We start from the raw sequence: 24,213 nt of genomic DNA on the forward strand, positions 1-24,213 counted from the left end.
GAATCTAGGCGTTGACAAGTTCGGTCGGGTCCGGCAATCTGGTCAGTGTCAAGTTCGGTGGTGGCCGAGACGGGGGGTGGACCATGTCCGGGGATGTCGAGAGCCTGACGGGCGCCGGGGTCGCGGAGGAGAGCGAGGGGATCGAGCCGGGCCGGGTGCGGCAGTTGTGGCACTTGCTGGAGCCCCTGCACGCGCTGCTCTACTACGCGCCCGAGGCCTTCGAGGAAGCGGCCGCGCTCGGGTACGACACCCGGGAGCGCTGGCCGAGCTACTTCCCTTACCGTGCCGCGCCGTTGGGCGCCGTCGGCAGTGAGCGTGCGGCCTCCGCCTTCTACAGCTTCAGTCCGCGCACGGTCGCCGAGCACATCGCTCCCGCATGGCGCGTCGCGCGTCCCGACGCCGTGCTGAAGGCACGGGAGCGGGCGGTCGACCGGGTCTACCGGTCGATACTGGGCGACCGTGTCGACAGTCCCGAGCTCGCCAGGGCCGCCGTGCTCGCCCGTCGTGCGGCCGAGGCCGCGAACACCGCCGGCCGCCCCCTGGCCGCCGCCAACGCCGAACTGCCCTGGCCCGAAGCGCCGCACCAGCAGCTGTGGCACGCGGCCACGATCCTGCGCGAGCACCGCGGCGACGGCCACCTCGCGGCCCTCCTCGTCGCGGGCCTGGACCCGGTCGAGTCCCTGGTCTCCTTCGCCGCGACAGGCGCGGCCCCGGTGGAGCGCTTCGGGAGCCGGGGCTGGACATCCCAGGAATGGGCGGCGGCCCGGGACCGGCTCGCTGCCCGCGGCCTGGTGAACCTGGACGGCACGGCGACGGAGGCCGGCCGTGAGCTGCGGCGCCGCGTCGAGCGGCACACCGACGAGCTCGCCGCGCAGCCCTGGCTGGCGTCGGGCCCGGGCGTGACGGCCGAACTGGCAGACCTGCTGGGTGAGTTCTGGGTGGCCGCGCTGAGCTCGGGTCTGCTCCCCTCCGAGACGACGCTCGGCATCGGGAAGGTGTGAGGGGGCGCTCCGGCGGCGACGGGGGCGAACGGTTCGGCGTGGCCGTCCCGGCCGGTGCCGTACGCGCCCGGCGTGCACCCGGTCAACCGCCGGGCGGTGGTGTGGGCATGACGCCCCGGCCGCTACGGTGAGATCAGGGAAACCGTGCCCACGGGGGCGGTTCGGACGAGTGCTACGGGCAAGGGGAGGGCGGGGCGCCATGCGTTCCGAGAGGCATATGAGGCACATCGGCGGAACCCGGCGCGTCCTCGTGGCGTCCGCGGCCCTGCTCGGCACCGGGCTGCTGCTCACGGGCTGCGACAGCGCCGACTTCCCCATCGACGGCTCCGCCTCGGGCGCCGGTGTCCCGGCACAGAGCGGTCGCGCGGTGAGCCCGTTGGACAACCCCGACGGCACGAAGCCGGGACTGGCGGCGATCACCTCGGCGGCGGACAAGGCGACGGCGCGCACGCTGATCGAGAAGGTGGGCACGAAGGGGCGCGGCCCCAAGACGGGCTATGAGCGGGACAAGTTCGGATACGCCTGGATGGACTCCGCCCCCGGCGGCATTCCCTTCGCGCACAACGGGTGCGACTCGAGGAACGATCTCCTGAAGCGGGACGGGGAGCAGGTCCGCTTCCGGTCGGGCTCGGACTGCGTCGTCACCTCCCTGACGCTGCACGACCCGTACACCGGCAAGACGATCGAGTGGACCAAGTCCCGTGCCACCACGATCCAGATAGACCACGTGATGCCGCTCTCCTACGACTGGCAGATGGGCGCCGCGCACTGGACGAAGGGCAAGCGCGAGGACATCGCCAACGACCCGCTCAACCTGATCCCGGTGGACGGCCCCACCAACGGCTCCAAGAGCGACTCGGGCCCGGCCGCCTGGCTGCCGCCGAGCAAGGGGATCCGCTGCTCGTACGCGGTGCGCTTCGCCCAGGTGTCGCAGAAGTACGACCTTCCCGTCACGACCGCCGACAAGCAGGCGATGCTGGCGCAGTGCGGCGGCTGACCGCGCCCACCTGCGGGAGCCCCGCGTGACGGGTGCCCGATCCCTGCCGTCCTGCCGCCGGGCCCGACGTCCACGCCGTGGGACGGTGTGCCTTCGCCGAGGTGCGTCATGGGGGGCACGGCACCGGTCGTGACGGGTGCCATGGGTCGGTGCGGGCGGGGCCGCCCCCTCCGATCGGCCCCGACCGCACCGCCCGGTTCATGTCAGCCGCCCAGCTTGTCCAGGTCGAGGACCTTGCCCTTGGGTGCGGCGGCCGGGACCGGCTTCTCGTAGTCGGTGAAGACGATGGTGCCCGGGTCCTTCTTGGAGGTGCTGGTGACCTTCAGGAGGTAGGGCTTGCCCTCGGCGGCGACGTACAGCGTGTAGCGGTCGCTGCCTTCCTTCTCCTCCAGGACGATCGCCGAAGTGCCGTCGACCGTGGTCGTCCGGCCGCGGGTCGCGTCCGAGTTCACGTTCCGGGCGTCGGCCAGCACCGTGTTGAGGTCGCAGAAGCCCGCGATGTCCTTGGCGTCCTGGCCCTTGGCCGACATCTTGGTCCACTTGCCGGCCATCATGGCCACCACCGCGTCGGTGTCGGCCTTGGACTCGCCCTTGCCCTGGGCGCGCAGGAACGCCTCGTCGTACTTCATGTAGACGGTGTGGCCGCTCTTGACCAGGTCGGCCTTGCCCTGTCCGCTCATGCTCATCGTGCCGGCGCACTCGCCCTTCTTGTTCAGGGCCATGTCGATCCGGATGGTGCCGTCGCTCTCGTCGTCGGGGACGTCGCCCTTGATGCGCAGCGACGTCGCATCGGTGGTGGCCTTCATGGCCCGGTCGGCGATCTCGCCCCCGGTCATCCCGGCGAACGGGCCCTTGGGCTTGTCGTCGGCCGTGTTCTGGCCGGGCAGGCAGCCGGTGAGTCCCGCGGTGGCCGCGGCGGCGAGGCAGAGAGCGGCAAGTGCGGTGCGACGCATGGGAGTTCCTCGAGGTGAGATGGCGTGAAATGAAGTGAGTGGAGCCGCAGGAGCGCGGCTGCGCGATGGCATGCCCGCCCCGGTGGGGCGGCGAGTCAGTGCGACGTCGTCCCGCTCCGGCGGTCCGTCGCCTCGAAGCAGGCGTCGTGCGCGCCGGCGGTGACGACGGTCGCTCCGGTGACGACGTCGTTCGCCTTGACGGACCCGGGGGAGCGCGGGGCGTTCCCGGAGCGGTGCCGGGGGCACCGGCCGCAGGACCGCACGGGGCGGTCGGGCGATGGCCCGGAGCGCAGTCCCGCGGGTACGGACGGCCCCCCGCCGTCCCCGCCCGCTCGGGTATCCGCGTTCGCCGACCCGGTGCCGGTGCAGACGACGCAGGTCATGGCCCTCAACACGATGCCGGCCCTGATGCCCACGGCAGTTCCCCTCCCCCGTACCGACGTGACCGCTGCCTTTCCGAGGCGGTCGTTCGTCCGATGAGTCAATAAGACCAGAGCCTGTGAACCGAGTCAACACGAACTCATCGTTGAGTTGAGTACACGCGCGTGAAAGGGTGGATCTTGCGTGTATCGGTATGCTCGACGCCATGTGACGGGCGCACCGCACGCGACGACCACCGCGGGCAACGGCGCCGCACGGGCAGTCGGACCGCACAGGGCAGAGGGGAGCCGGGCGGGTGCAGGACAACGGGACAGAGGTGACCGCCGCCGGGATCGCCCGGCTCGCGGGGGTCGGCCGCGCCGCCGTCAGCAACTGGCGCCGCCGCCATACGGACTTCCCCAAGCCGATCGGCGGCACCGAGACGAGTCCCTCCTTCGCCCTTGCCGACATCGAGGAATGGCTGCGCCGCCAGGGCAAGTTGGCCGAGGTGCCCCTGCGGGAGCGCGTGTGGCAGCAGGCCGCCGGCCACCCGGAGGGGCCTGTCACGGCCCTGGTGCACGCGGGCTGCGCCCTGGTGCTCGTCCACGACCGGCCGACGGTCTGGAAGGAGGCGAGCGCCGGTTCGGACGCCCGGCTCGCGGAACTGCTGCCCACGGCCCTGGAGCAGGTGCTCACACCGCGCACGGGCGTGCCGGCCCCGACACCTGCCGAGCTTCTGCCCTCCGCCCCACTGCTGCGCGCCGCCGCCCAGCTCGCCGTCGAGCTGGGCGCCCCACAGGCGTACGAGTTCCTGCTCGGCCGGCACCTCGACGCCAACCCACGCCAGTACACACTCACCCCGGGCGACCTGGCCGCCCTGATGGCGGAGCTCGCCGGTCCCGCCCGGACGGTCCTCGACCCGGCCTGCGGCACGGGCGCCCTGCTGCGCGCCGTCGCCCCCGCACCCGCCCAGGAACTGCACGGCCAGGACAGCGACCCGCATCTCGCCGCGCTCAGCGCGCTGCGCCTCACGCTGCACACCAAGGCGGCCGTGCGCACCGCTGCGGGCGACAGCCTCCGGGCCGACGCCTTCGACAGCCTGCGGGCCGACGCCGTGCTGTGCCACCCGCCGTTCAACGAGCGCAACTGGGGCCACGACGAACTCGCCTACGACCCCCGTTGGGAGTACGGCTTCCCGGCCCGTATGGAGTCCGAACTCGCCTGGGTGCAGCATGCGCTGGCCCGTCTGAAGGACGGCGGCACCGCGGTCCTGCTGATGCCGCCCGCCGCCGCCTCCCGGCGCTCCGGCCGCCGCATCCGCGCCGACCTGCTGCGCCGCGGTGCCCTGCGGGCCGTGCTCGCCCTGCCCGCCGGTGCGGCCCCACCGCACAACATCCCGCTGCATCTGTGGGTGCTGCGCCGCCCTGCATCGGCCGCCGTACAGCCCGAGTTGCTGCTCGCGGACGCCGGGGCGCTCACGGCCGAGGGGCGGGGCGGACCTGACTGGCAGGCGGTGCGCTCGATGATGCTCGACGCCTGGCGCCCGTTCGCCCGCAGCGGCAGCGCACCTCCCGTGCCGGGCCTGAGCCGGTCCGTTCCCGTCATCGAACTCCTCGACGACGACGTCGACCTGGCCCCCGCCCGCCACCTGCCGCCTCCCGCGGCGGGCGGCGGCGCCGAGGAACTCGGTGCCCTGCGCGCACGCCTGGACGAGACCCTCCGCCTCACCGCCGACCTCGCCCCGCCCGCCGCCGACACCACCGAACAGGGCCGCTGGCCGCTCACCACCGTCGGCGAACTGGCCCGTGCGGGCGCGCTGGTGATGCGGACCGGCGGACACGGCCCCCATGCGCGTGTGCTCACCGATCACGACGTCATCGCCGGTGTCGCGCCCTCCGGCACGCTGCCCGACTCCGGGGAGGAGCCGGTCCTCGTCGAGGAGGGCGACGTGGTCGTCCCGGTCCTGGGCGGCGGCGCCGTCGCGCGGGTGATCGACGAAGTGACGGCGGGAGCGGCCCTCGGGCGCAACCTCACGCTTCTGCGCCCCGACCCGGCCGCCGTCGATCCCTGGTTCCTCGCCGGTTTCCTGCGCGGTACCGCCAACAACCGCCAGGCCAGCAGCTACGCCTCCACCGCGACCCGGCTCGATGTGCGCCGGCTCCAACTGCCGAGGCTCCCGCTCGACAAGCAGCGCCGCTACGGCGCGCGCTTCCGGGCGCTCGCCGCGTTCGAGGACACACTGCGCCTCGCGGGCCGCCTCGGCGACCAACTCGTGCGCGGGCTGTACGACGGGCTGACGGACGGCAGGGTCGCGCCGGACTGACGGGTGCCCACCCGGGACGCCGCGCCCGCGTCCCGTGCCCCGCCCGACGCGTCGACCGGATCACAAGGACAACGGTTCGGCCCAACCCGTGACCGTGTGTCCGAGCCGGGCTATACGCTCGGACCTCGACACTCGTACGCTCGTCCCCACCCGGTCCCAGGAGCAGTCATGTACGGCCACGGCGCGGCGCCGCCCACCCGCACGTCGGGCACCGTCATCACCCTGCGGGTGCTGTTCGTCATCGCGGGCTTCCTCAGCTGCGGGCTGCTCTCCTGCCTGCCGCTGTTCCGGGTGGCGGTGCTGCGCGGCAGGCGGACGGACTGGTTGCTGGCCTGGATCAGTCTTCCGGTGGCCATCGGCTGCCTCGCCGTCGTCGGCTCCGTCCCCGAGAGCGACCACCGGGGCGACGTCGCGCTGGCGCTGGTCCTCATCCTCGGCGCGTTCAGCGGGGCCTACTTCCTGGTGTTCGACATACGCCACCACCGTGCCAGGCCTCCCCTCGGCCCCGCACCGCAGCAGACGGGCGCCTACCTGCCGCCCCAGCCGCCGCCGCAGGGCTACGGCTATCCACCGGCCCCCCAGCCGTACCCTGCGGTGCAGCACCCGCAGCCTCCGCCGCAGTACACGCCGCCGGCCCCGCCACCGCAGCGTCCCGCACCCGCCCGCATCGACCAGGTACGCGCCGAACTGGACGAGCTGAGCGACTACCTTCGCAAGCACGAGGACGGTAGGTGAGCGTGGCGACCGGACGCATCGTCGCCGGCCGCTACGAACTGTCGACGCTCATCGGCCAAGGCGGCATGGGCCAGGTCTGGACGGCGTACGACCAGCGGCTGGACCGCCGGGTGGCCGTCAAGCTGCTGCGTCCCGACAAGGTGGCCGGCCACGAGGCCGACGAACTGCGCAGGCGTTTCGCGCGGGAGTGCCGGGTGACCGCACAGGTCGACCACCCCGGGCTGGTCACCGTGCACGACGCCGGCAGCGAGGGCGAGGAGCTGTACCTCGTCATGCAGTACGTCGACGGGGCCGACCTCGCCGACCACCTCGCGGAGCACGATCCCTACCCCTGGCAGTGGGTGGTGGCGGTCGCCGCCCAACTGTGCGCCGTGCTGTCCGCGGTGCACGCCGTGCCGATCATCCACCGGGACCTCAAGCCGCGGAACGTGATGGTCAAGCAGGACGGTACGGTCACCGTCCTGGACCTCGGCGTGGCCTCGGTCATGGACACCGACACCACCCGCCTCACCCATACCGGTTCCCCCATCGGCTCGCCGGCCTACATGGCGCCCGAGCAGGCGATGGGCGGGGCCGTCGGCCCGTACACCGACCTGTACGCCCTCGGTGTGCTCATGCACGAACTCCTCAGCGGGGACGTGCCGTTCACCGGCGCCACCGCGCTCGGGGTGCTGCACCGCCACCTCTACGAGCCCCCGGTTCCGGTGCGCAGGCTGCGGCCCGAGGTGCCGGAGCCGCTCGAAGCGCTCGTCCTGCGTCTGCTCGCCAAGGACCCGCAGCACCGCCCCGCCTCGGCCCAGGAGACGTACGAGCATCTGCTTCCGCTGCTCCCGGCGCGCGGCATACCCACGGGCGCCCCGCTCGACCCCACCCGGCCCTTCCTGCGCCCGTACGCCCCGTGGCCCGACCGGGCGCGCACCCCGGCGCCCCGGCCGCAGCCGACGCCCGCGGTCGAGAAGCCCGATGTCGCCGGTGCCGTCGACGAGGTCAAGCGGCTGCTCGGCGAAGGCCGTATCACCCAGGCCGTCGACATACTGGGCGCGATCCTCCCGGCGGCGGCCTCCCAGCACGGCGAGCACTCTCCGGTCGTGCGCACGCTGCGCAAGCAGTACGCGGCGACCCTCATGGACGACGGCCAGTACCGGCGGGCACTGCCCGAACTCCGCCGCCTCGCGGACGAACGCGCTGCCGAGGTGGGCCAGGCGGACCCGCAGGCCCTGCGCTTCCGCTTCGACGCCGCGCAGTGCCTCGAGCAACTGGGCGAGCCGGCGGCGGCGCTCGCCGAGTACCGTGCACTGCTGCCGTACTACGAGAACCAGTACGTGGCGGGCGATCCGGAACTCGCCCATGAGGTCCGCCGCCGCATCGGCCATCTGCTGCTCGCACTGGGCGACCGGGCGGCCGCCCACGACACGCTCGCACGGCTCCTGCACGAGGTCGAACGCCTGCGCGGCCCAGGGCATCCGCTGGCCGTGGACGTCCGCCGGACACTTCAGTGGCTGGGGCAGGTGCGCGGCTGAGTGACGCCCGAGGCCCTTGCTTTTGCCGGGCTTTGGAGAAAACTTGTGGGGCTCGGGGGATTACGTTTTCCGATCACGGAAGCACCGTCCACTAGGTTGCCTCCGTTTGTGCCATACACGATCGATCATGGGTGGGGACCTTCATGTCGAATCACCGGTTGTCCAGGAAGCGCAGATACATCGCCTGGGGGGTGACGGGCGCCGCCGTGGTCGCGGGGGCCGGGATCGCCGCGCAGACCTCGATGGCGGCCACGACCTGGCCTGCCCAAAGGACGTACACGGGCCGCGCGTTCGACACCTGCACCGCGCCCTCGCTGTCCGCGATGAAGGCATGGAAGGGCGGCCTCTACGGTGCGGCCGCCGTGTACGTCGGCGGCAAGAACCGCGGCTGCAGCCAGCCCAACCTCACGTCGTCCTGGGTGAAGTCCGTCAGTTCGCTCGGCTGGAAGCTCATCCCGATCTACGTGGGCGCCCAGCCGTCCTGCCAGACCGGTTCCAACCCCGAGAAGCTGACCGCCTCCACGGCCGCCTCCCTCGGCACGAAGGACGGCGCGGACGCGGTGGCCAAGGCCTCGGCGCTCGGGATGAAGGCCGGCAGCGCGATCTACCTCGACATGGAGCCGTACGACATCACCAACAAGTCGTGCAACGACGCGGTGCTCACCTACGTCCGCTCCTTCACCAAGGCGCTGCGCGCCAAGACCTACCGCGCCGGCTTCTACGGGTTCAGCAGCTCCAGCGCCAAGGCCATCGCGACCGCGACGAACAAGACCGACCTTCCGGGCAACCTCTGGTACGCCCTGTGGGACAAGCAGAACACCACCACCACGGACTGGCCGTGGGGCAAGACCCAGTACACCGGCCACAGCCGCGGTCATCAGTACATGGTCAACAGCAAGGAGACCAGGGGCGGTTACACGCTCACCGTGGACCGGGACGCGTGGGACGCGCCGGTCGCCATCACCGGCTGAGCCCGGGGCGAACGCGGCGGTGCCCGAAGTCCCGGCGAATCGTTGGTTCGAATGGGTTGGCCAGAGCCTGGTCACTGCCTACCATCGATCTTCGCAAGACCTTGTGCATCGCCGCACAATCTCCTCGGGAGGCCACCTTGCACCGCCGTCGCACCGCGATCGCCCTCAGCGCCGCCCTGGCCGCGGCTCCCCTCCTCACCGCGTGCGGCGGGTCCCCCCACGCGGGTGCCGCAGCCGTTGTCGGAGGGCAGCGGATCACGGTCGCACAGCTGGAGAGCCGGGTGAACGAGGTGCGTACGGCCCAGCGCGCCGCCGCCACGGACGACGCCCAGTACCAGCAGACCCTCGCCCAGACCAGCAGCCTCACCCGGGACACGCTCCACACGATGGTCCTCGACCGGGTCCTGAACCGCGCCGCCAAGGAGGCCGGCGTCGGCGTCACCCGCAGTGACGTCGAGCAGATGCGGCAGGGCCTGGAGCAGCAGGCGGGCGGCAGCAAGGCGCTGCAGGCGGCGTGGCTGCAGCAGTACGGGGTCGCGCCCCGGCGCCTCGACGACAGCCTGCGCACGGAGGTCCAGGCCCAGAAGCTGGCCGGGGCGCTCGGTGTCGACATGAACACGACCGACGGCAAGGCCGCGTTCTGGACCGCGATGGCGCAGGCGTCCAAGGAGCTCGGCATCAAGCTCAATCCGCGCTACGGCACCTGGGACGTGCAGAAGAGCAGCCGCGTGGACGCGAGGACGCCGTGGGTCAAGGAGGTCACCGTGGCGGCCGGGCAGCCCGCGTAGCACGGGCGGTGCCGGGCCTGTGGACGGCGTACGGGCCGTCAGTGGCGTGCGTTACGTTCGAAGGGTGAACACCACCAGCTCCCGCGCCCAGGGTCCGCACGGGACCGAAGCCTCCGAGTCGGCCGTCGGCCGTATCGTCCTGCTCACCACCAGCCACCGGGTCGCACCGGGTCTGCTGTCCTGGCCCGCCTGGCAGGCGCTGCGCGACGCCGACCGGGTCAGCTGCGCGGACGGCGCACACCCCCAGCTGCCCTATCTGCGTGAGGCGGGCATTGCGGTCGACGAGGCCGCCCCGTCCGCGCAGGAGCTGGTCGAGGCGTGCGCCGGCGGCCGTACGGTCGTGGTCGTCGCGACCGGCGAGGGGGAGCCGCACCTCACCGACGGCCTGGCCCGGCTGGCGGGCTCGGGGCGGGTGCGGATGCCGGAGCTGGAGCTGCTGCCCGCGTCGTACGACCTGCCGGGCGCCCGCCTGCTCGACCTCGTCCAGGTCATGGACCGCATCCGCGCCGAGTGCCCCTGGTCCTCCCGGCAGACCCATCGGGGTCTGGCCAAGTACGGCATCGAGGAGGCGTACGAGCTGGTCGAGGCGATCGAGGCGGGCGACCGGGACGAACTGCGCGAGGAACTGGGTGACGTCCTGCTCCAGGTCGTCTTCCACTCCCGCATCGCACAGGAGGACCCGGACGCCCCGTTCTCCATCGACGACGTGGCGGGCGGCATCGTCGCCAAGCTGATCCACCGCCACCCCCATGTGTTCGGCGACGAGACCGCCACGACACCGGAGGAAGTCAAGGAGCACTGGCTGCGCACCAAGGCCCTGGAGAAGCAGCGCACTTCGGTGACCGAGGGCGTCCCCCTCGGCCAGCCGGGCCTGGCGCTCGCGGCCAAGCTGTCGTCCCGCGCCCGCACGGCCGGTCTCGACGTCCCGCTGCCGCAGGGGGAGGGCATCGGCTACGAACTGCTGGCGATGGCCGCGCGCGCCGAGGCCGAGGGTGTGGACCCCGAGGCGGCGCTGCGGGCGGCCGCCCGTGCGTACCGGGACGCGATCCGGGAGGCGGAGAGCGGTGGCTGAGGTGCGGCCCGGTCCGGGCGGCCGGATACCGTCGACGGGTGACCGACCAGCCCAGCCCCCCGCGCACGAACCCCGCTCCTGAGCTCTTCACCTGGGAGTTCGCCGCCGACCCCTATCCCGCCTACGCCTGGCTCCGCGAGCACGCCCCCGTGCACCGGACCAGGCTGCCCAGTGGGGTCGAGGCCTGGCTGGTCACCCGTTACGCCGACGCCAAGCAGGCCCTGGCCGACCAGCGGCTCAGCAAGAACCCGGCACATCACGACGAACCGGCGCACGCCAAGGGCAAGACCGGCATCCCCGGCGAGCGCAAGGCCGAGCTGATGACGCATCTGCTCAACATCGATCCGCCGGACCACACGCGGCTGCGCCGGCTCGTCTCCAAGGCCTTCACACCCCGGCGCGTCGCCGAGTTCGCGCCGAGAGTGCAGGAGCTGACCGACCGGCTCATCGACGGGTTCGCGGACCGCGGCTCCGCCGACCTCATCCACGAGTTCGCCTTCCCGCTCCCCATCTACGCCATCTGCGACATGCTCGGCGTCCCCCGCGAGGACCAGGACGACTTCCGGGACTGGGCGGGGATGATGATCCGGCACGGCGGGGGACCGAGGGGCGGAGTCGCCCGGTCCGTCAAGAAGATGCGCGGCTACCTCGCCGACCTCATCCACCGCAAGCGGGAAGTCCTGCCCGAGGCGCCCGGACCCGGCGAGGACCTCATCTCCGGACTCATCCGCGCCTCGGACCACGGCGAGCACCTCACCGAGAACGAGGCCGCCGCCATGGCCTTCATCCTGCTCTTCGCCGGCTTCGAGACCACGGTCAACCTCATCGGCAACGGCACCTACGCCCTCCTCGGCCACCCGGGGCAGCGTGCCCGGCTCCAGGCCTCCCTCGCCCGCGGCGAACGGTCCCTGCTCGAGACCGGCGTCGAGGAACTCCTGCGCTACGACGGCCCGGTGGAGCTCGCCACGTGGCGCTTCGCGACACAGCCGGTCACCATCGGCGGGCAGGACATCGCCCCCGGTGACCCGGTGCTCGTCGTGCTCGCGGCGGCCGACCGGGATCCGGAGCGGTTCGCCGATCCCGACGTGCTCGACCTCGCCCGTCGTGACAATCAGCACGTCGGGTACGGACACGGCATCCACTACTGCCTCGGCGCCCCGCTCGCCCGCGTCGAGGGGCAGACGGCGCTCGCCACCCTCCTCACCCGCCTACCGGATCTGCGACTTGCGGTGGATTCCACCGATCTGCGCTGGCGCGGCGGGCTCATTATGCGCGGATTGCGCACGCTTCCCGTGGAGTTCACACCGGTTCCGAAAAAAGATCACTTCCGTACCGCCGACTTCACCGGATGACACGGCGAACGCGCGGCCGGTCACAAGAGGGTGACGGTTCCTCATCACTGTGATCTTCACGTGATCTGCGCTGCATTAACTTGTGACAAGCGGTCGAGTGCCTATACGTTCACGCAGCAACGGGGCGGCTCGCCACAGCCGCCGCGGGGTTCACTGCTGTCGTGTGAAAGGCAACCGCATGCTCTCCGGGAACGGTCGTCACCGTCGCCCCCGCCAGGCTCCGGCCCTCCTCGTCGCAGCAGGGGTGACCGGCTCGGCAATCGCGATCCCGCTTCTCGGCGCCGGCGGCGCGAGCGCGGCCGACGGCACCACCTGGGACCGGGTCGCACAGTGCGAGAGCGGCGGCTCCTGGAGCGCCGACACCGGGAACGGCCGCTACGGCGGGCTCCAGTTGACGCAGCAGGACTGGGAGAGGCACGGCGGTCTCCACTACGCCTCGAGCCCCGACCAGGCGAGCCGTTCGCAGCAGATTGCCGTCGCCGAGAGGATCCTGGCCGACCGGGGCGCCTCCGTCTGGTCCGCCTGCGCGCTGGTCGCGGGTCTGGACGAGGACTCCGGCTCCGCGGACGTCGACACGGGTGTGGCGGGCGACTCGGCGGACGGAAGCTCCTCCGACTTCGGGCTCGACTCCGGCTTGACCGACTCATCCGGAACGTCCGCTTCGGGGAAGTCGTCCTCCTCTTCGCCTTCGTCGGAGTCGTCCGACTCCTCCTCTTCGTCCCCGTCTTCCGGTACGTCTCACGGCGCCGGCGACCGTGGAGGCGCTGCCGCTTCCCGGGGTGGCGACGACTCGTCCGCCGCCGCGACGAAGGGTGACGAGTCGGACAAGTCGGGCCGCAGTGACGCCTCTTCGAGCGACGATGCGGGTGAGGCGTCCAGCTCCGGCCGCCATCGCGGCGGCAGTGCCGACGAGGGCGACTCCGACGCCCGCACGGGCGACCCGGCGGGCCGGCACGCCTCGCGGGACTCCGGGACCGCGCGCGACGGTGCCGACGGCTCGTACACCGTCCGCCCCGGGGACAACCTGTCGGACATCGCCGACTCCCTTGACCTCACCGGCGGGTGGCGGGCGCTCTACAAGGCCAACGAGCAGACGGTCGGTGCCGATCCGGACCTCATCCTCCCCGGTCAGAGCCTTGCGCTCGATGTGGACCCGACCGCCGGGAAGCACTGAACTGCCCATCGATCGACGGTACTTCACATCCCACTTCGGGCTGAATGTCCGATTTGGTGAGAGTGAGAGATGGGTCTCAAAGGCCCTGATCGTCTTTGAAATTCCGCGGATCGACTGCTTACGGTCATGACCGCTCGCCACAGCGGGCCCCCATGGTCGCCACGCCGAATCCTGCCGGCGGCCGTGCGGAACAGTCGTCGCGTCAAGCGCCGTAGGCAGGAGCGGGGGACCCAAGGTAAGTGCCGCGCCCGGACATCGACCGGGGCGGCTTGGGGTGGAGCCGTGCGCCCAGTTGCGCACGGCCGGGCAACTCAACCGGCCCGAACCCGACAGCTCACCTCGCAGGCGTCGGTGAGGGGATCGAACCATGCTGTGTTCCGGCAAGGGCAAGCACCGCCGTACGTCCAGGGCCGTCCGCGCCATCTCGCTCGCCGGTGTTGCCGGTGCCGCCGTCGCGGCCCCGCTGCTCGCGGCCGGCAACGCCTCCGCGGCCACCGCCTCCGAGTGGGACGCCGTCGCCCGGTGCGAGTCCGGCGGCAACTGGTCCATCAACACCGGCAACGGGTTCTACGGCGGTCTGCAGTTCACGAACTCGACCTGGGCCGCGTACGGCGGCACCGCCTACGCCTCGCGTGCCGACCTGGCGAGCAAGTCGCAGCAGATCGCGATAGCCGAGAAGGTCCTCGCGGGTCAGGGCAAGGGTGCCTGGCCGGTCTGCGGCAAGGGCCTGTCCGGCACTCCGTACAACGGCGCGGCCGCCGCCACGTCCTCCGGTGGCGCGAAGAGCGGCGCCGCCCGCACGGCCCCGCAGCCGGCCTCCCGCTCGACCGAGCGTCCGGCCGCGAAGAAGACCGTCACCACCCCGGCCGGCCGGAAGGTCGAGAAGGGCGACGGCGAGTACAAGGTCGTCAAGGGCGACACCCTCAGCTCGATCGCCGCGAAGAACGGCGTCCAGGGCGGCTGGCAGAAGCTCTTCCAGCTCAACAAGGACATCGTCGAGGACGCCGACCTCATCTACCCGGGTCAGCTGCTGCACCTGAAGTGACGGCGGCCCGGCGGCCGGCCCACGGCGTCCTCCCGCACATGACCTCCGTCGCGACGGTCAAATGCGGACAGCCCCCGTCCCCACGGGCTCCCCGCTCCGGTGCGTGTACCCCCCGTACGCACCGGAGCGGGGCTTTTTGCCTGCCCGCCCCGTGCTTTTCACCGCGACTTTCCCCGCCCCTTTGTTCCGCACTGAAACAATGTGTACCGTCACTGTGTCCATGGGACGGTCGGTCGGCCGACCGCCGGTCCGGGACGGATAGGCTCTAGTCGCAAGTGCCCCGCACTCTCAGCGTCACATCCAAGAAGGAGATGCTCGTGCCGTCCATCGACGTCGTCGTAGCCCGGGAAATCCTGGACTCCCGAGGCAACCCCACGGTCGAGGTCGAGGTCGGCCTCGACGACGGCAGCACGGGTCGTGCCGCCGTTCCGTCCGGCGCTTCCACCGGCGCCTTCGAGGCCATCGAGCTCCGCGACGGTGATCCCAACCGTTACCAGGGCAAGGGCGTCGAGAAGGCCGTCCTCGCCGTCATCGAGCAGATCGGTCCGGAGCTCGTCGGTTACGACGCCACCGAGCAGCGCCTGATCGACCAGGCGATGTTCGACCTGGACGCCACCGACAACAAGGGCTCGCTCGGCGCCAACGCCATCCTCGGCGTCTCCCTCGCCGTCGCCCACGCCGCCTCCGAGGCGAGCGACCTTCCGCTCTTCCGCTACCTGGGCGGCCCCAACGCGCACCTGCTGCCGGTGCCGATGATGAACATCCTGAACGGCGGCTCGCACGCCGACTCCAACGTGGACATCCAGGAGTTCATGATCGCGCCGATCGGTGCGGAGTCCTTCTCCGAGGCCCTGCGCTGGGGCACCGAGGTCTACCACACCCTCAAGAAGGTGCTGAAGAGCAAGGGCCTGTCCACCGGCCTCGGCGACGAGGGCGGCTTCGCCCCGAACCTCGGTTCCAACCGCGAGGCCCTCGACCTCATCCTCGAGGCCGTCAAGCAGGCCGGGTACGTCCCCGGTGAGCAGATCGCCCTCGCCCTCGACGTCGCCGCCTCCGAGTTCTACAAGGACGGCAAGTACCTCTTCGAGGGCAAGGAGCGCTCCGCCGCCGAGATGACGGAGTACTACGAGGAGCTCGTGGCGGCCTACCCGCTCGTCTCCATCGAGGACCCGCTGTTCGAGGACGACTGGGCCGGCTGGAAGGTCATCACCGACCGGATCGGTGACAAGGTCCAGCTCGTGGGCGACGACCTGTTCGTCACCAACCCCGAGCGCCTGGCCCGCGGTATCGAGGAGGGCACCGCCAACGCGCTGCTGGTGAAGGTCAACCAGATCGGCTCGCTGACCGAGACCCTGGACGCGGTCGAGCTGGCCCAGCGCAACGGCTTCAAGTGCATGATGTCCCACCGCTCCGGCGAGACCGAGGACGTCACCATCGCCGACCTGGCCGTCGCCACCAACTGCGGCCAGATCAAGACCGGCGCCCCGGCCCGCTCCGAGCGCGTCGCCAAGTACAACCAGCTGCTGCGCATCGAGGAGATCCTCGACGACGCCGCGGTGTACGCGGGCCGCAGCGCGTTCCCGCGCTTCAAGGGCTGAGCGGGCAGGGCCACGCCTTAGCCCGTCGTCCGTACGTCCCCGTACTCGGTCCCGTACCGTGTGCGGGGACGTACGTACGTGTGGAAGGGGAGGCGGAGACATGGCCGTGAAGGACCGTGACCGGTTCTCCACCGCGACCAGGCTGCGGCTGCTCGGAGAGCAGACCGCGGCCAGGGTCTACCGCTCCCAGACCAGACGGCAGGCCCGCCGCTCCCGGCTCACCGGCCGTGCCGCGCTGCTCGCGCTCGTCCTGTGCTCGCTGATCGTGGCACTCGCGTACCCGATAAGGCAGTACGTCTCCCAGCGGGCCGAGATCGCCGATCTGGAGCGGCAGCAGGCGCAGGCCCGCGAGCGCGTCGAGCAGCTGCGCGATCTGAAGGCGCGCTGGCAGGACGACGCGTACGCGGAGCAGCAGATCCGGCTGCGGCTGCACTACGTGCTGCCGGGGGAGACCGGATACATCGTGATCGACCCGGACGCGGCCAGGCAGTCGCGTGCGGACGGCACGAGTGCCGCGCGCCCCTGGTACGACAACATCTGGGACGGGGTCGACAGGTCCGACAAGTCCGGCCGGTGAACCGGCCCGCCGCCCCGACGGGGCGGCCGTGCACGGCGCCCCCCGTCGCGCACCGAAGAGGCGCTGTGAGCCGCACGCCCCGACGACCGGCCGCATCACCGATCCGACGGATCAGCGCACCGACGAGAAAGACAGCCTGAAAGACAGCCATGGAAACTCCCGCCCGCCGCCCGTCCGCCGCCTCCGAGGGGCAGCGCAGCGCGCTGACGCTGTTCGATCTGCCGCCCACCCCGCGCACCGAGCCCACGGACGCGGACGTCGCGGCCATCGAGCAGCAGCTCGGGCGCCCCCCACGCGGGCTGCGCGCGATCGCGCACCGCTGCCCGTGCGGGCAGCCGGACGTCGTGGAGACGGCGCCCCGGCTCCCGGACGGCACGCCGTTCCCCACCACGTACTACCTGACCTGCCCGCGTGCCGCGTCCGCGATCGGCACGCTGGAGGCGGGCGGCGTCATGAAGGAGATGACGGAGCGTCTGGCGACCGACCCCGAACTGGCCGCCGCCTACCGCGCCGCGCATGAGGACTACATCGCCCGCCGCGACGCCATCGAGGTGCTGGAGGGCTTCCCGAGCGCGGGCGGCATGCCGGACCGGGTGAAGTGCCTGCATGTGCTCGTCGCGCACTCCCTGGTCGCCGGCCCCGGGGTCAACCCGCTGGGCGACGAGGCGATCGCGATGCTGCCGGAGTGGTGGCGCAAGGGGTCGTGCGTGACGCCCGCGCAGCCGCCGTACGGTGAGGAGGCGCAGGCGGACCCGTCCGGCACCGGCCGGTCCGCCGCCCGGCGCACCGATTCCGAGGAGGAGGGCTCATGACGCGCGTCGCCGCCGTCGACTGCGGTACGAACTCCATCCGGCTCCTGGTCGCCGACGCCGACCCGGCCACCGGCGAACTCGTCGAACTGGACCGGCGGATGACCATCGTCCGGCTCGGCCAGGGCGTGGACCGGACCGGGCGGCTCGCCCCCGAGGCCCTCGAGCGCACGTTCGCCGCCTGCAGGGAGTACGCCGGGATCATCAAGGAGCACGGCGCCGAGCGGATCCGGTTCGTCGCCACGTCCGCCTCCCGTGACGCCGAGAACCGGGACGTCTTCGTCCGCGGGGTGCTGGACATCCTCGGCGTCGAGCCCGAGGTCATCTCCGGCGAGCAGGAGGCGGAGTTCTCCTTCACGGGCGCGACCAAGGAGCTGGTGGGCCGCGCGGACCTGGCGAAGCCCTTCCTGGTCGTGGACATCGGCGGCGGTTCCACGGAGTTCGTGGTGGGCGAGGAGCATGTGCGGTCGGCGCGGTCCGTCGACATCGGCTGCGTCCGTATGACCGAGCGTCATCTCGTGCACGAGGGGGTCGTCTCCGATCCGCCGTCCCCGGAGCGGATCGCGGCGATACGGCACGACATCGAGGCGGCACTGGACCTGGTGGAGAAGACGGTTCCGCTGCACGAGGCGCACACCCTCGTCGGGCTCGCCGGCTCGGTCACCACCGTGTCCGCGATCGACCAGGACCTCCCGGAGTACGACTCCGAGAGGATCCACCACTCCCGGATCTCCCGGGACCGCGTCCGTGAGATCACCGAACGGCTGCTGGGGTCCACGCACGCCGAGCGTGCGGCGATCCCCTCCATGCATCCGGGCCGGGTCGATGTGATCGGTGCGGGCGCCCTCGTCCTGCTGGCGATCATGGAGCGGATCGGGGCCGCCGAGGTCGTGGTCAGCGAGCACGACATCCTCGACGGCATCGCCTGGTCCGTCGCATAGACACGTCCCATCACCCGGGCCGTGGACGGATTCTGACGGAGGCTCAGCGGGCTCCGGCGGGAGGATTTCCTACCCGCTGGTAGCCTCTCCTGAGCGGGTCGGTCAACGCATGAGCGTGGCCGGCGGGGTCTTGGGACCCCCTCGCCGGAGGGTGCGCGGAAAACTTCGTGAAGTTCTTCACAAGGAAATCGCACCGGCCGGGCGGCGGCGGGGGTCCAGTCGGCCGTCCGAAGGGTGTGGGGCGCCGTCGGGGGTGCTCCGGCGAGCGTTCCGGGAGGGCTCGCCGGCGACGGCGAGGAGTTGTCGATCGGTGCCCCAAAAGCCTTGCGCGGCAGCTCACACGGCCTTGACTGCGGTTCACCCGCCAAGGGGATGATGCGGTGGCGGAACGGCCTCCGTTACGCAAGCGGCGCAGTGTAGCAGACACCCCACCCAAGCTTGTGAAGGGGCGCACGAGCGACCCCCCTGGGGCAGGTGGATACTCGATGCCATGAGCACCACGGAGCGTCCCAGGATCCTCGTAGTAGGCGGTGGGTACGTAGGCCTGTACGCAGCTCGTCGCATTCTCAAGAAGATGCGCTACGGCGAGGCGACCGTCACGGTCGTCGACCCGCGCTCGTACATGACCTACCAGCCCTTCCTCCCCGAAGCCGCCGCCGGCAGCATCTCCCCCCGGCACGTCGTCGTCCCGCTGCGACGCGTACTGCCGAAGGCGGAGGTCCTCACCGGCCGGGTCACCACCATCGACCAGGACCGCAAGGTCGCCACGATCGCGCCGCTGGTCGGCGAGGCGTACGAGCTGCCTTTCGACTACCTCGTCATCGCGCTCGGCGCGGTCTCCCGCACCTTCCCGATCCCCGGCCTCGCCGAGCAGGGCATCGGTATGAAGGGCATCGAGGAGTCCATCGGCCTGCGCAACCACGTCCTCGAGCAGCTCGACAAGGCCGACTCCACGACCGACGAGGAGATCCGCCGCAGGGCGCTCACCTTCGTCTTCATCGGCGGTGGCTTCGCCGGTGCGGAGACCATCGGTGAGGTCGAGGACATGGCCCGGGACGCGGCCAAGTACTACAGGAACGTGTCCCGCGAGGACATGCGCTTCATCCTCGTCGACGCCGCCGACAAGATCCTCCCCGAGGTCGGCCCCAAGCTCGGCCAGTACGGCAAGGAGCACCTCGAGGGCCGCGGTGTCGAGATCTACCTGTCCACCTCGATGGAGTCCTGCGTCGACGGCCATGTGGTGCTGAAGAACGGCCTCGAGGTCGACTCCAACACCATCGTGTGGACGGCAGGCGTCAAGCCGAACCCGGCGCTCTCCCGCTTCGGTCTGCCGCTCGGTCCGCGCGGCCACGTCGACACCGCCGCAACGCTCCAGGTGCAGGGCACGGACTACATCTGGGCCGCCGGCGACAACGCGCAGGTGCCCGACCTCGTCGGCCGCAAGGCGGGCAACGAGAACGCTTGGTGCCCCCCGAACGCCCAGCACGCGCTGCGTCAGGCCAAGGCGCTCGGCGACAACGTGGTCTCCGGTATGCGGGGCTTCCCGCAGAAGGAGTACAGCCACGCGAACAAGGGCGCGGTGGCGGGCCTCGGCCTGCACAAGGGCGTCGCGATGATCGTCATGGGCAAGATGAAGATCAAGCTCAAGGGCCGTCTCGCCTGGTACATGCACCGCGGTTACCACGGTATGGCGATGCCGACCTGGAACCGGAAGATCCGGATCTTCGCCGACTGGACGCTGGGCATGTTCCTCAAGCGCGAGGTCGTCTCGCTCGGCGCGATCGAGTCGCCGCGCGAGGAGTTCTACGAGGCCGCCAAGCCGGCGCCCGTCGCCGCCGCGGCCAAGACCGAGGAGAAGGCCAAGGCCTCCTGACCTCGAGTCCCCCTGGCAACACCCGAAAGGGGCCGCCCGCCATCCGTGGTGCGGGCGGCCCCTTTCGGCGTGCACGCAGGCATTTTGCCCAGCTGTAACGCCAACGGGGGACTGCGGGGCGGCCCTCCAGGTGTTTACGTGGTGTAGAGCATTCCGGGATCGCTCTCCCCGAGCTCTCGACCGTGTTGAGCAAGGGGAACGCCCCTATGGGAGGTGTGCACCATGGCCGACGCCGCGCCGCGGCTGACGAGCCTCGTCGAACAACTGCTGGGAACCCCGCTCCCTGTGCGCATCCGCGCCTGGGACGGTTCGGAGTCCGGGCCGCCGGGCGCTCCCGCCCTCGTCGTGCGCAATCGCCGTGCCCTGCGCCGTCTGCTGTGGAAGCCGGGCGAGTTGGGCCTCGTCCGGGCCTGGGTGGCCGGGGATCTGGGGATCGACGGTGATCTGTACACCGCCCTCGATCTCCTCGCGGGCCTCATCTGGGAGCGCGGCGAGGACGCCCGCTCCCTCACCCAGGCCGTCCGCGACCCGGAGGTCCGCGCCGCTGTCCGCGGCCTCGCCAAGCTGGCCGGGCCCTTCCCGCCGCCTCCGCCGCCCCCCGAGGAGGTCCGCAGAGTCCGCCACCTCCACACCCGGCGCAGCGACCGTCGCGCCATCAGCCACCACTACGACGTCGGAAACGACTTCTACGAGATCGTCCTCGGCCCGTCGATGGTGTACTCCTGCGCCTACTGGGCGGATCCCGGCTCCACCCTCGAGGACGCCCAGCGCGACAAGCTGGAACTGGTCTGCCGCAAGCTGGACCTGAAGCCCGGTCAGCGGCTCCTCGACGTCGGCTGCGGCTGGGGCTCCATGGCCGTGCACGCTGCTCGCGAGCACGGCGTGAGCGTCGTCGGCATCACCCTCTCCCAGGAGCAGGCCGCGTTCGCCCGCAAGCGGGTCGCGGAGGAGGGCCTGACCGAGCGGGTGGAGATCCGGGTGCAGGACTACCGCGACGTCACCGACGGCCCGTACGACGCGATCTCCTCCATCGGCATGGCCGAGCACGTGGGCGCCGAGCGCTATCTGGGGTACGCCCGGGATCTGCACGCCCTGCTCAAGCCGGGCGGGCGGCTGCTCAACCACCAGATCGCCCGGCGGCCGCAGAAGGACGAGTCCGCCTACTCCGTCGACGCGTTCATCGACGCCTATGTCTTCCCCGACGGTGAGCTCGCGCCCATCGGCACCACGGTGACTCAGTTGGAGCGCGCCGGGTTCGAGGTCCGCGACGTGGAGAGCCTGCGCGAGCACTACGCCCTCACCCTGCGCCGCTGGGTCGCGAACCTCGAGGCCGAGTGGGTGCGGGCGCAGCGCCTCACCAGCCCCGGGCGGGCCCGCGTCTGGCGCCTCTACATGGCCGCGTCCGCGCTGTCCTTCGAACACAACCGCATCGGCGTCAACCAGGTGCTGGCGGTGCGGTCACCCGAGTCGGGTGTGTCGGGTATGCCCCTGCGCGCCCGTACCTGGGGCGGCTGACCTTCCCGCGTACGGCGAAAGGGCCCCGTTCCGTCAGCGGAACGGGGCCCTTTCGGCCGTTCGTCACTCCGACTTGATCGCCGTGAGCATGTTCAGACGGGCCGCGCGGCGGGCCGGCCACAGGGAGGCCAGCACACCCACCGCCGCCGCCAGGAGGAGGAAGACGGCCATGCGGCCCCAGGGCAGGATCAGCTCGTAGGTCGCCAGCTTCGTGCCGAGCAGTTCACCGGCGGCCCAGCCGAAGAACACCCCGAGGCCGACACCGAGCACACCGCCGAAGAGCGAGATCACGAGGGACTCCAGCCGGACCATCCGCTTGATGCCCCTGCGGTCCAGTCCGATCGCGCGGAGCATGCCGATCTCCTGCGAGCGCTCGAAGACCGACATGGCCAGGGTGTTGATGACGCCGAGCACGGCGACGATCACGGCCATGGCCAGCAGGCCGTAGAGCATGTTCAGCATCAGCGTGAACATCTGCCCGATCCTGTTGGAGATGTCCTTCTTGTCCATGATCCTGATGGCCGGGTTGTCGCCGAGCGCCTTGACCAGCGTGTCCTTGGCCGAGGCGGTGGCCCCGCCCGATGTCTTGACCAGGACCTGCATGTCGGACGGCTCGGTCTGGTGCGGCGCGAGCGTCGCGGTGTCCAGCATGATGCCGCGCATCATCTCGGTGCTCTGATAGACACCGGCGACCGTCAACTGCTGCTTCTTGCCGTCCTCGTACGACACCGTGAACCGGGAACCGGCCGTCCAGTGGTGGGACGTGGCGGTGTCGTGGTCGACGACGACCCGGGTGCCGCCGACCTCGAAGGTGCCGGCGTCGACCGTCAGCGCGGTCAGCTTGCCGATGGTGGCGCCGTCGACGCCGGTCAGGAACTCGGTCTCGCCGTCGATGCGCGAGGGCGCGTTGCGCAGCGGACTGGTCGCGATGACGCCGTCGGCCGACTTCAGCGTCTTCTCCACGTCGGGCGAGAGGTCGTTGCCGTTCGCCATCGTCACCGCGTAGTCCGCCTTGAGAGCGGAGGACGCCATCTTGTCGATCGCGGTCTGCAGGCTTCCCGCCATCACCGTCAGAGCGGTGATCAGGGTCAGGCCGATCATCAGGGCCGAGGCGGTGGCGGCGGTGCGCCGCGGGTTGCGCACCGAGTTCTGCCGGGCCAGCTTCCCGGCGACCCCGAAGACACGCAGCAGGGGGGCCGCGGCCGCGATCAGCGGGCGGGACAGCAGCGGGGTGAGGACGAAGACGCCGATGACGAGGATCGCCGCGCCGAGCCCCATCGGGCCCTGGGCGTCCGAGGCGTTCAGCGTGGTGCTGTAGAGGATGACGGCGACACCGGCCGAGGCCAGCAGGGCGCCGATCGTGTTCCGCAGGAGCAGGGACTTGGCGGTGGCCTTCGCGTGCAGGCTGCCCATGGCGGCGACCGGCGGGATCTTCGCGGCGCGCCGGCCGGGCAGCCAGGCGGCGAGCATCGTGATCAGGATGCCCACGGCGAGGGCCGTGGCGATCGTGCCCGGGCTGACGACGAGCGGACCGTCCGGGATCGTGCCGCCGAGCCGGCTCACCAGGGTGCGCAGTCCGGCGCCGATGCCGATGCCGGCCACCAGACCGGTGACGGCCGCGACCGCGCCGACCACGAACGCCTCGATGAGCACCGACCGGGTGACCTGGCGGCGGGACGCGCCGACCGCGCGCAGCAGGGCCAGTTCCTTGGTGCGCTGTGCGACCAGCATGGTGAAGGTGTTGGCGATGATGAAGGTGCCGACGAACAGCGCGATGCCGGCGAAGACCAGCAGGCCCGTGCGCATGTCGCTCGTCGCCGCGGCGATCTGCTGCGCCTGGTCGTCGGCGAGCTGCTTGCCGGTGGTGGTGGAGGCGACGTCCTTCGGCAGGATCTCGTCGAGGGCGTTGCGCAGTGCGATCTGGCTCGTTCCGGAGGCGGCCTTCACATCGATCTCGTCGTACGAGCCGTCCTTGTGGAACAGACGCTGGGCGGTGGCCGTGTCGAAGAGGGCGAGGCTGCCGCCCGCGGCCACGTTGCCGTCGTCGGTGGTGAAGACGCCGGCGACCTTCGGGGTCAGCACGGGGCCGTCGATGGAGAGCCGCACCGTGTCGCCGACCTTGTACCCGGCGCGCTTCGCGGTCTCGGAGTCGATGAGGACCTCGCCCTGCCCCTGCGGCGCGTGCCCGTCGACGATCGGATACCGGGGGTCCTCGGTCCCCCAGTAGTTCCCGCCCTGGGACTGGAAGTCACCGCCGATGAGCTTGCCGTCCTTGTCGGCGATGGCGGTGAAGCCGCTGACGACCCCGATGGCCGTGCCGGCGCCCGGTGCCTCGGCGGCCTTGGCCAGGAGCGCCGGTGTCAGCCGGGGTTGCTTGGCGATCGCGTCGCCGTGGGACGCCCGGCCCTCCGGCCGGATCGCCACGTCGACCTGGTCGAAGCCCTTGGCGGAACTCTTCTGGTAGGCCTCCGAGATGGTGTTGGTGAACACCAGGGTGCCCGACACGAAGGCCACGCCGAGCATCACGGCGAGCACGGTCATGAGCAGCCTGGCCTTGTGCGCGAGCACGTTGCGCAGGGCGGTACGGAACATTTCTCTCTGTCCAGGGC

The 24,213-nt window shown here is 71.3% G+C and carries 20 protein-coding genes and 1 riboswitch; of the genes, 17 read left to right on the top strand and 3 right to left on the bottom strand.

All coding sequences use genetic code 11. From position 1 onward, the window contains the following. Nucleotides 1-83 precede the first annotated feature (83 nt). Both ACSHXN_RS24130 and ACSHXN_RS24135 read left to right on the top strand, forming a co-directional pair. The gene (locus ACSHXN_RS24130; protein WP_355138603.1) at nucleotides 84-1,001 is read left to right on the top strand and encodes an SCO6745 family protein; all 918 of its coding nucleotides are present in this window, start codon (nucleotides 84-86) and stop codon (nucleotides 999-1,001) included. Between the two features lie 217 nt (nucleotides 1,002-1,218). Further along, nucleotides 1,219-1,998, top strand: coding sequence for an HNH endonuclease family protein (locus ACSHXN_RS24135; RefSeq protein WP_383351793.1), 780 nt, complete (start codon nucleotides 1,219-1,221; stop codon nucleotides 1,996-1,998). 203 nt (nucleotides 1,999-2,201) lie between these two features. On the opposite strand, the gene ACSHXN_RS24140 is transcribed toward ACSHXN_RS24135, so the two are convergent. Then, nucleotides 2,202-2,951, bottom strand: a complete 750-nt coding sequence (locus ACSHXN_RS24140) for a hypothetical protein (protein WP_355138599.1) — start codon at nucleotides 2,949-2,951, stop codon at nucleotides 2,202-2,204. Nucleotides 2,952-3,046: 95 nt separating this feature from the next. Beyond that, nucleotides 3,047-3,367, bottom strand: coding sequence for a hypothetical protein (locus ACSHXN_RS24145; RefSeq protein WP_438303687.1), 321 nt, complete (start codon nucleotides 3,365-3,367; stop codon nucleotides 3,047-3,049). Between the two features lie 260 nt (nucleotides 3,368-3,627). Between ACSHXN_RS24145 and ACSHXN_RS24150 the strand changes: the two genes are divergently transcribed. From ACSHXN_RS24150 to ACSHXN_RS24220, 15 genes are all read left to right on the top strand, one after another. Next, nucleotides 3,628-5,634 (top strand): N-6 DNA methylase, encoded by a 2,007-nt coding sequence (locus ACSHXN_RS24150; RefSeq protein WP_438303688.1) that lies wholly within the window; start codon nucleotides 3,628-3,630, stop codon nucleotides 5,632-5,634. Nucleotides 5,635-5,802: 168 nt separating this feature from the next. Continuing rightward, nucleotides 5,803-6,369, top strand: coding sequence for a hypothetical protein (locus tag ACSHXN_RS24155; RefSeq protein ID WP_355138595.1), 567 nt, complete (start codon nucleotides 5,803-5,805; stop codon nucleotides 6,367-6,369). A 38-nt stretch (nucleotides 6,370-6,407) separates the two neighbouring features. Next, nucleotides 6,408-7,889, top strand: coding sequence for a serine/threonine-protein kinase (locus ACSHXN_RS24160; protein ID WP_359454000.1), 1,482 nt, complete (start codon nucleotides 6,408-6,410; stop codon nucleotides 7,887-7,889). Between the two features lie 143 nt (nucleotides 7,890-8,032). After that, the gene (locus ACSHXN_RS24165) at nucleotides 8,033-8,860 is read left to right on the top strand and encodes a glycoside hydrolase domain-containing protein (protein WP_355138593.1); all 828 of its coding nucleotides are present in this window, start codon (nucleotides 8,033-8,035) and stop codon (nucleotides 8,858-8,860) included. 137 nt (nucleotides 8,861-8,997) lie between these two features. Next, the gene (locus ACSHXN_RS24170) at nucleotides 8,998-9,648 is read left to right on the top strand and encodes a SurA N-terminal domain-containing protein (protein WP_438303689.1); all 651 of its coding nucleotides are present in this window, start codon (nucleotides 8,998-9,000) and stop codon (nucleotides 9,646-9,648) included. Nucleotides 9,649-9,712: 64 nt separating this feature from the next. After that, nucleotides 9,713-10,720, top strand: a complete 1,008-nt coding sequence (locus ACSHXN_RS24175; RefSeq protein ID WP_383351649.1) for a nucleoside triphosphate pyrophosphohydrolase — start codon at nucleotides 9,713-9,715, stop codon at nucleotides 10,718-10,720. 38 nt (nucleotides 10,721-10,758) lie between these two features. Next, on the top strand, nucleotides 10,759-12,072 hold the full coding sequence (locus ACSHXN_RS24180; RefSeq protein WP_355137844.1) for a cytochrome P450 family protein: 1,314 nt from the start codon (nucleotides 10,759-10,761) through the stop codon (nucleotides 12,070-12,072). Nucleotides 12,073-12,250: 178 nt separating this feature from the next. Next, nucleotides 12,251-13,246 (top strand): transglycosylase family protein, encoded by a 996-nt coding sequence (locus tag ACSHXN_RS24185; protein ID WP_356292347.1) that lies wholly within the window; start codon nucleotides 12,251-12,253, stop codon nucleotides 13,244-13,246. Nucleotides 13,247-13,443: 197 nt separating this feature from the next. Then, nucleotides 13,444-13,609, top strand: a riboswitch (cyclic di-AMP (ydaO/yuaA leader). Nucleotides 13,610-13,613: 4 nt separating this feature from the next. Then, a complete protein-coding gene (locus ACSHXN_RS24190) occupies nucleotides 13,614-14,291 on the top strand; it encodes a transglycosylase family protein (protein ID WP_355137842.1) in 678 nt (225 codons plus the stop codon). A 311-nt stretch (nucleotides 14,292-14,602) separates the two neighbouring features. Further along, nucleotides 14,603-15,889: a phosphopyruvate hydratase gene (gene eno / locus ACSHXN_RS24195; RefSeq protein WP_059130735.1), complete on the top strand. Its 1,287-nt coding sequence runs from the start codon at nucleotides 14,603-14,605 to the stop codon at nucleotides 15,887-15,889. A gap of 100 nt (nucleotides 15,890-15,989) precedes the next feature. Further along, nucleotides 15,990-16,466: an FtsB family cell division protein gene (locus ACSHXN_RS24200; protein WP_355137840.1), complete on the top strand. Its 477-nt coding sequence runs from the start codon at nucleotides 15,990-15,992 to the stop codon at nucleotides 16,464-16,466. A gap of 149 nt (nucleotides 16,467-16,615) precedes the next feature. Further along, nucleotides 16,616-17,278 carry a DUF501 domain-containing protein gene (locus ACSHXN_RS24205; RefSeq protein WP_355137838.1) on the top strand — a complete coding sequence of 221 codons (663 nt, stop codon included), beginning with the start codon at nucleotides 16,616-16,618 and terminating at the stop codon, nucleotides 17,276-17,278. Continuing rightward, nucleotides 17,275-18,216, top strand: a complete 942-nt coding sequence (locus tag ACSHXN_RS24210) for a Ppx/GppA phosphatase family protein (protein WP_355137836.1) — start codon at nucleotides 17,275-17,277, stop codon at nucleotides 18,214-18,216. The genes ACSHXN_RS24205 and ACSHXN_RS24210 overlap by 4 nt, the downstream gene beginning before the upstream one ends. Before the next feature lie 490 nt (nucleotides 18,217-18,706). Beyond that, nucleotides 18,707-20,089, top strand: coding sequence for an NAD(P)/FAD-dependent oxidoreductase (locus ACSHXN_RS24215; protein ID WP_355137834.1), 1,383 nt, complete (start codon nucleotides 18,707-18,709; stop codon nucleotides 20,087-20,089). Nucleotides 20,090-20,311: 222 nt separating this feature from the next. After that, the gene (locus ACSHXN_RS24220) at nucleotides 20,312-21,604 is read left to right on the top strand and encodes a cyclopropane-fatty-acyl-phospholipid synthase family protein (protein WP_356110117.1); all 1,293 of its coding nucleotides are present in this window, start codon (nucleotides 20,312-20,314) and stop codon (nucleotides 21,602-21,604) included. A 63-nt stretch (nucleotides 21,605-21,667) separates the two neighbouring features. On the opposite strand, the gene ACSHXN_RS24225 is transcribed toward ACSHXN_RS24220, so the two are convergent. After that, on the bottom strand, nucleotides 21,668-24,196 hold the full coding sequence (locus ACSHXN_RS24225; protein WP_359453872.1) for an ABC transporter permease: 2,529 nt from the start codon (nucleotides 24,194-24,196) through the stop codon (nucleotides 21,668-21,670). Between the last annotated feature and the right edge of the window lie 17 nt (nucleotides 24,197-24,213).

It is taken from the genome of Streptomyces sp. HUAS TT11 (assembly GCF_051553595.1).
Taxonomy (GTDB): domain Bacteria; phylum Actinomycetota; class Actinomycetes; order Streptomycetales; family Streptomycetaceae; genus Streptomyces.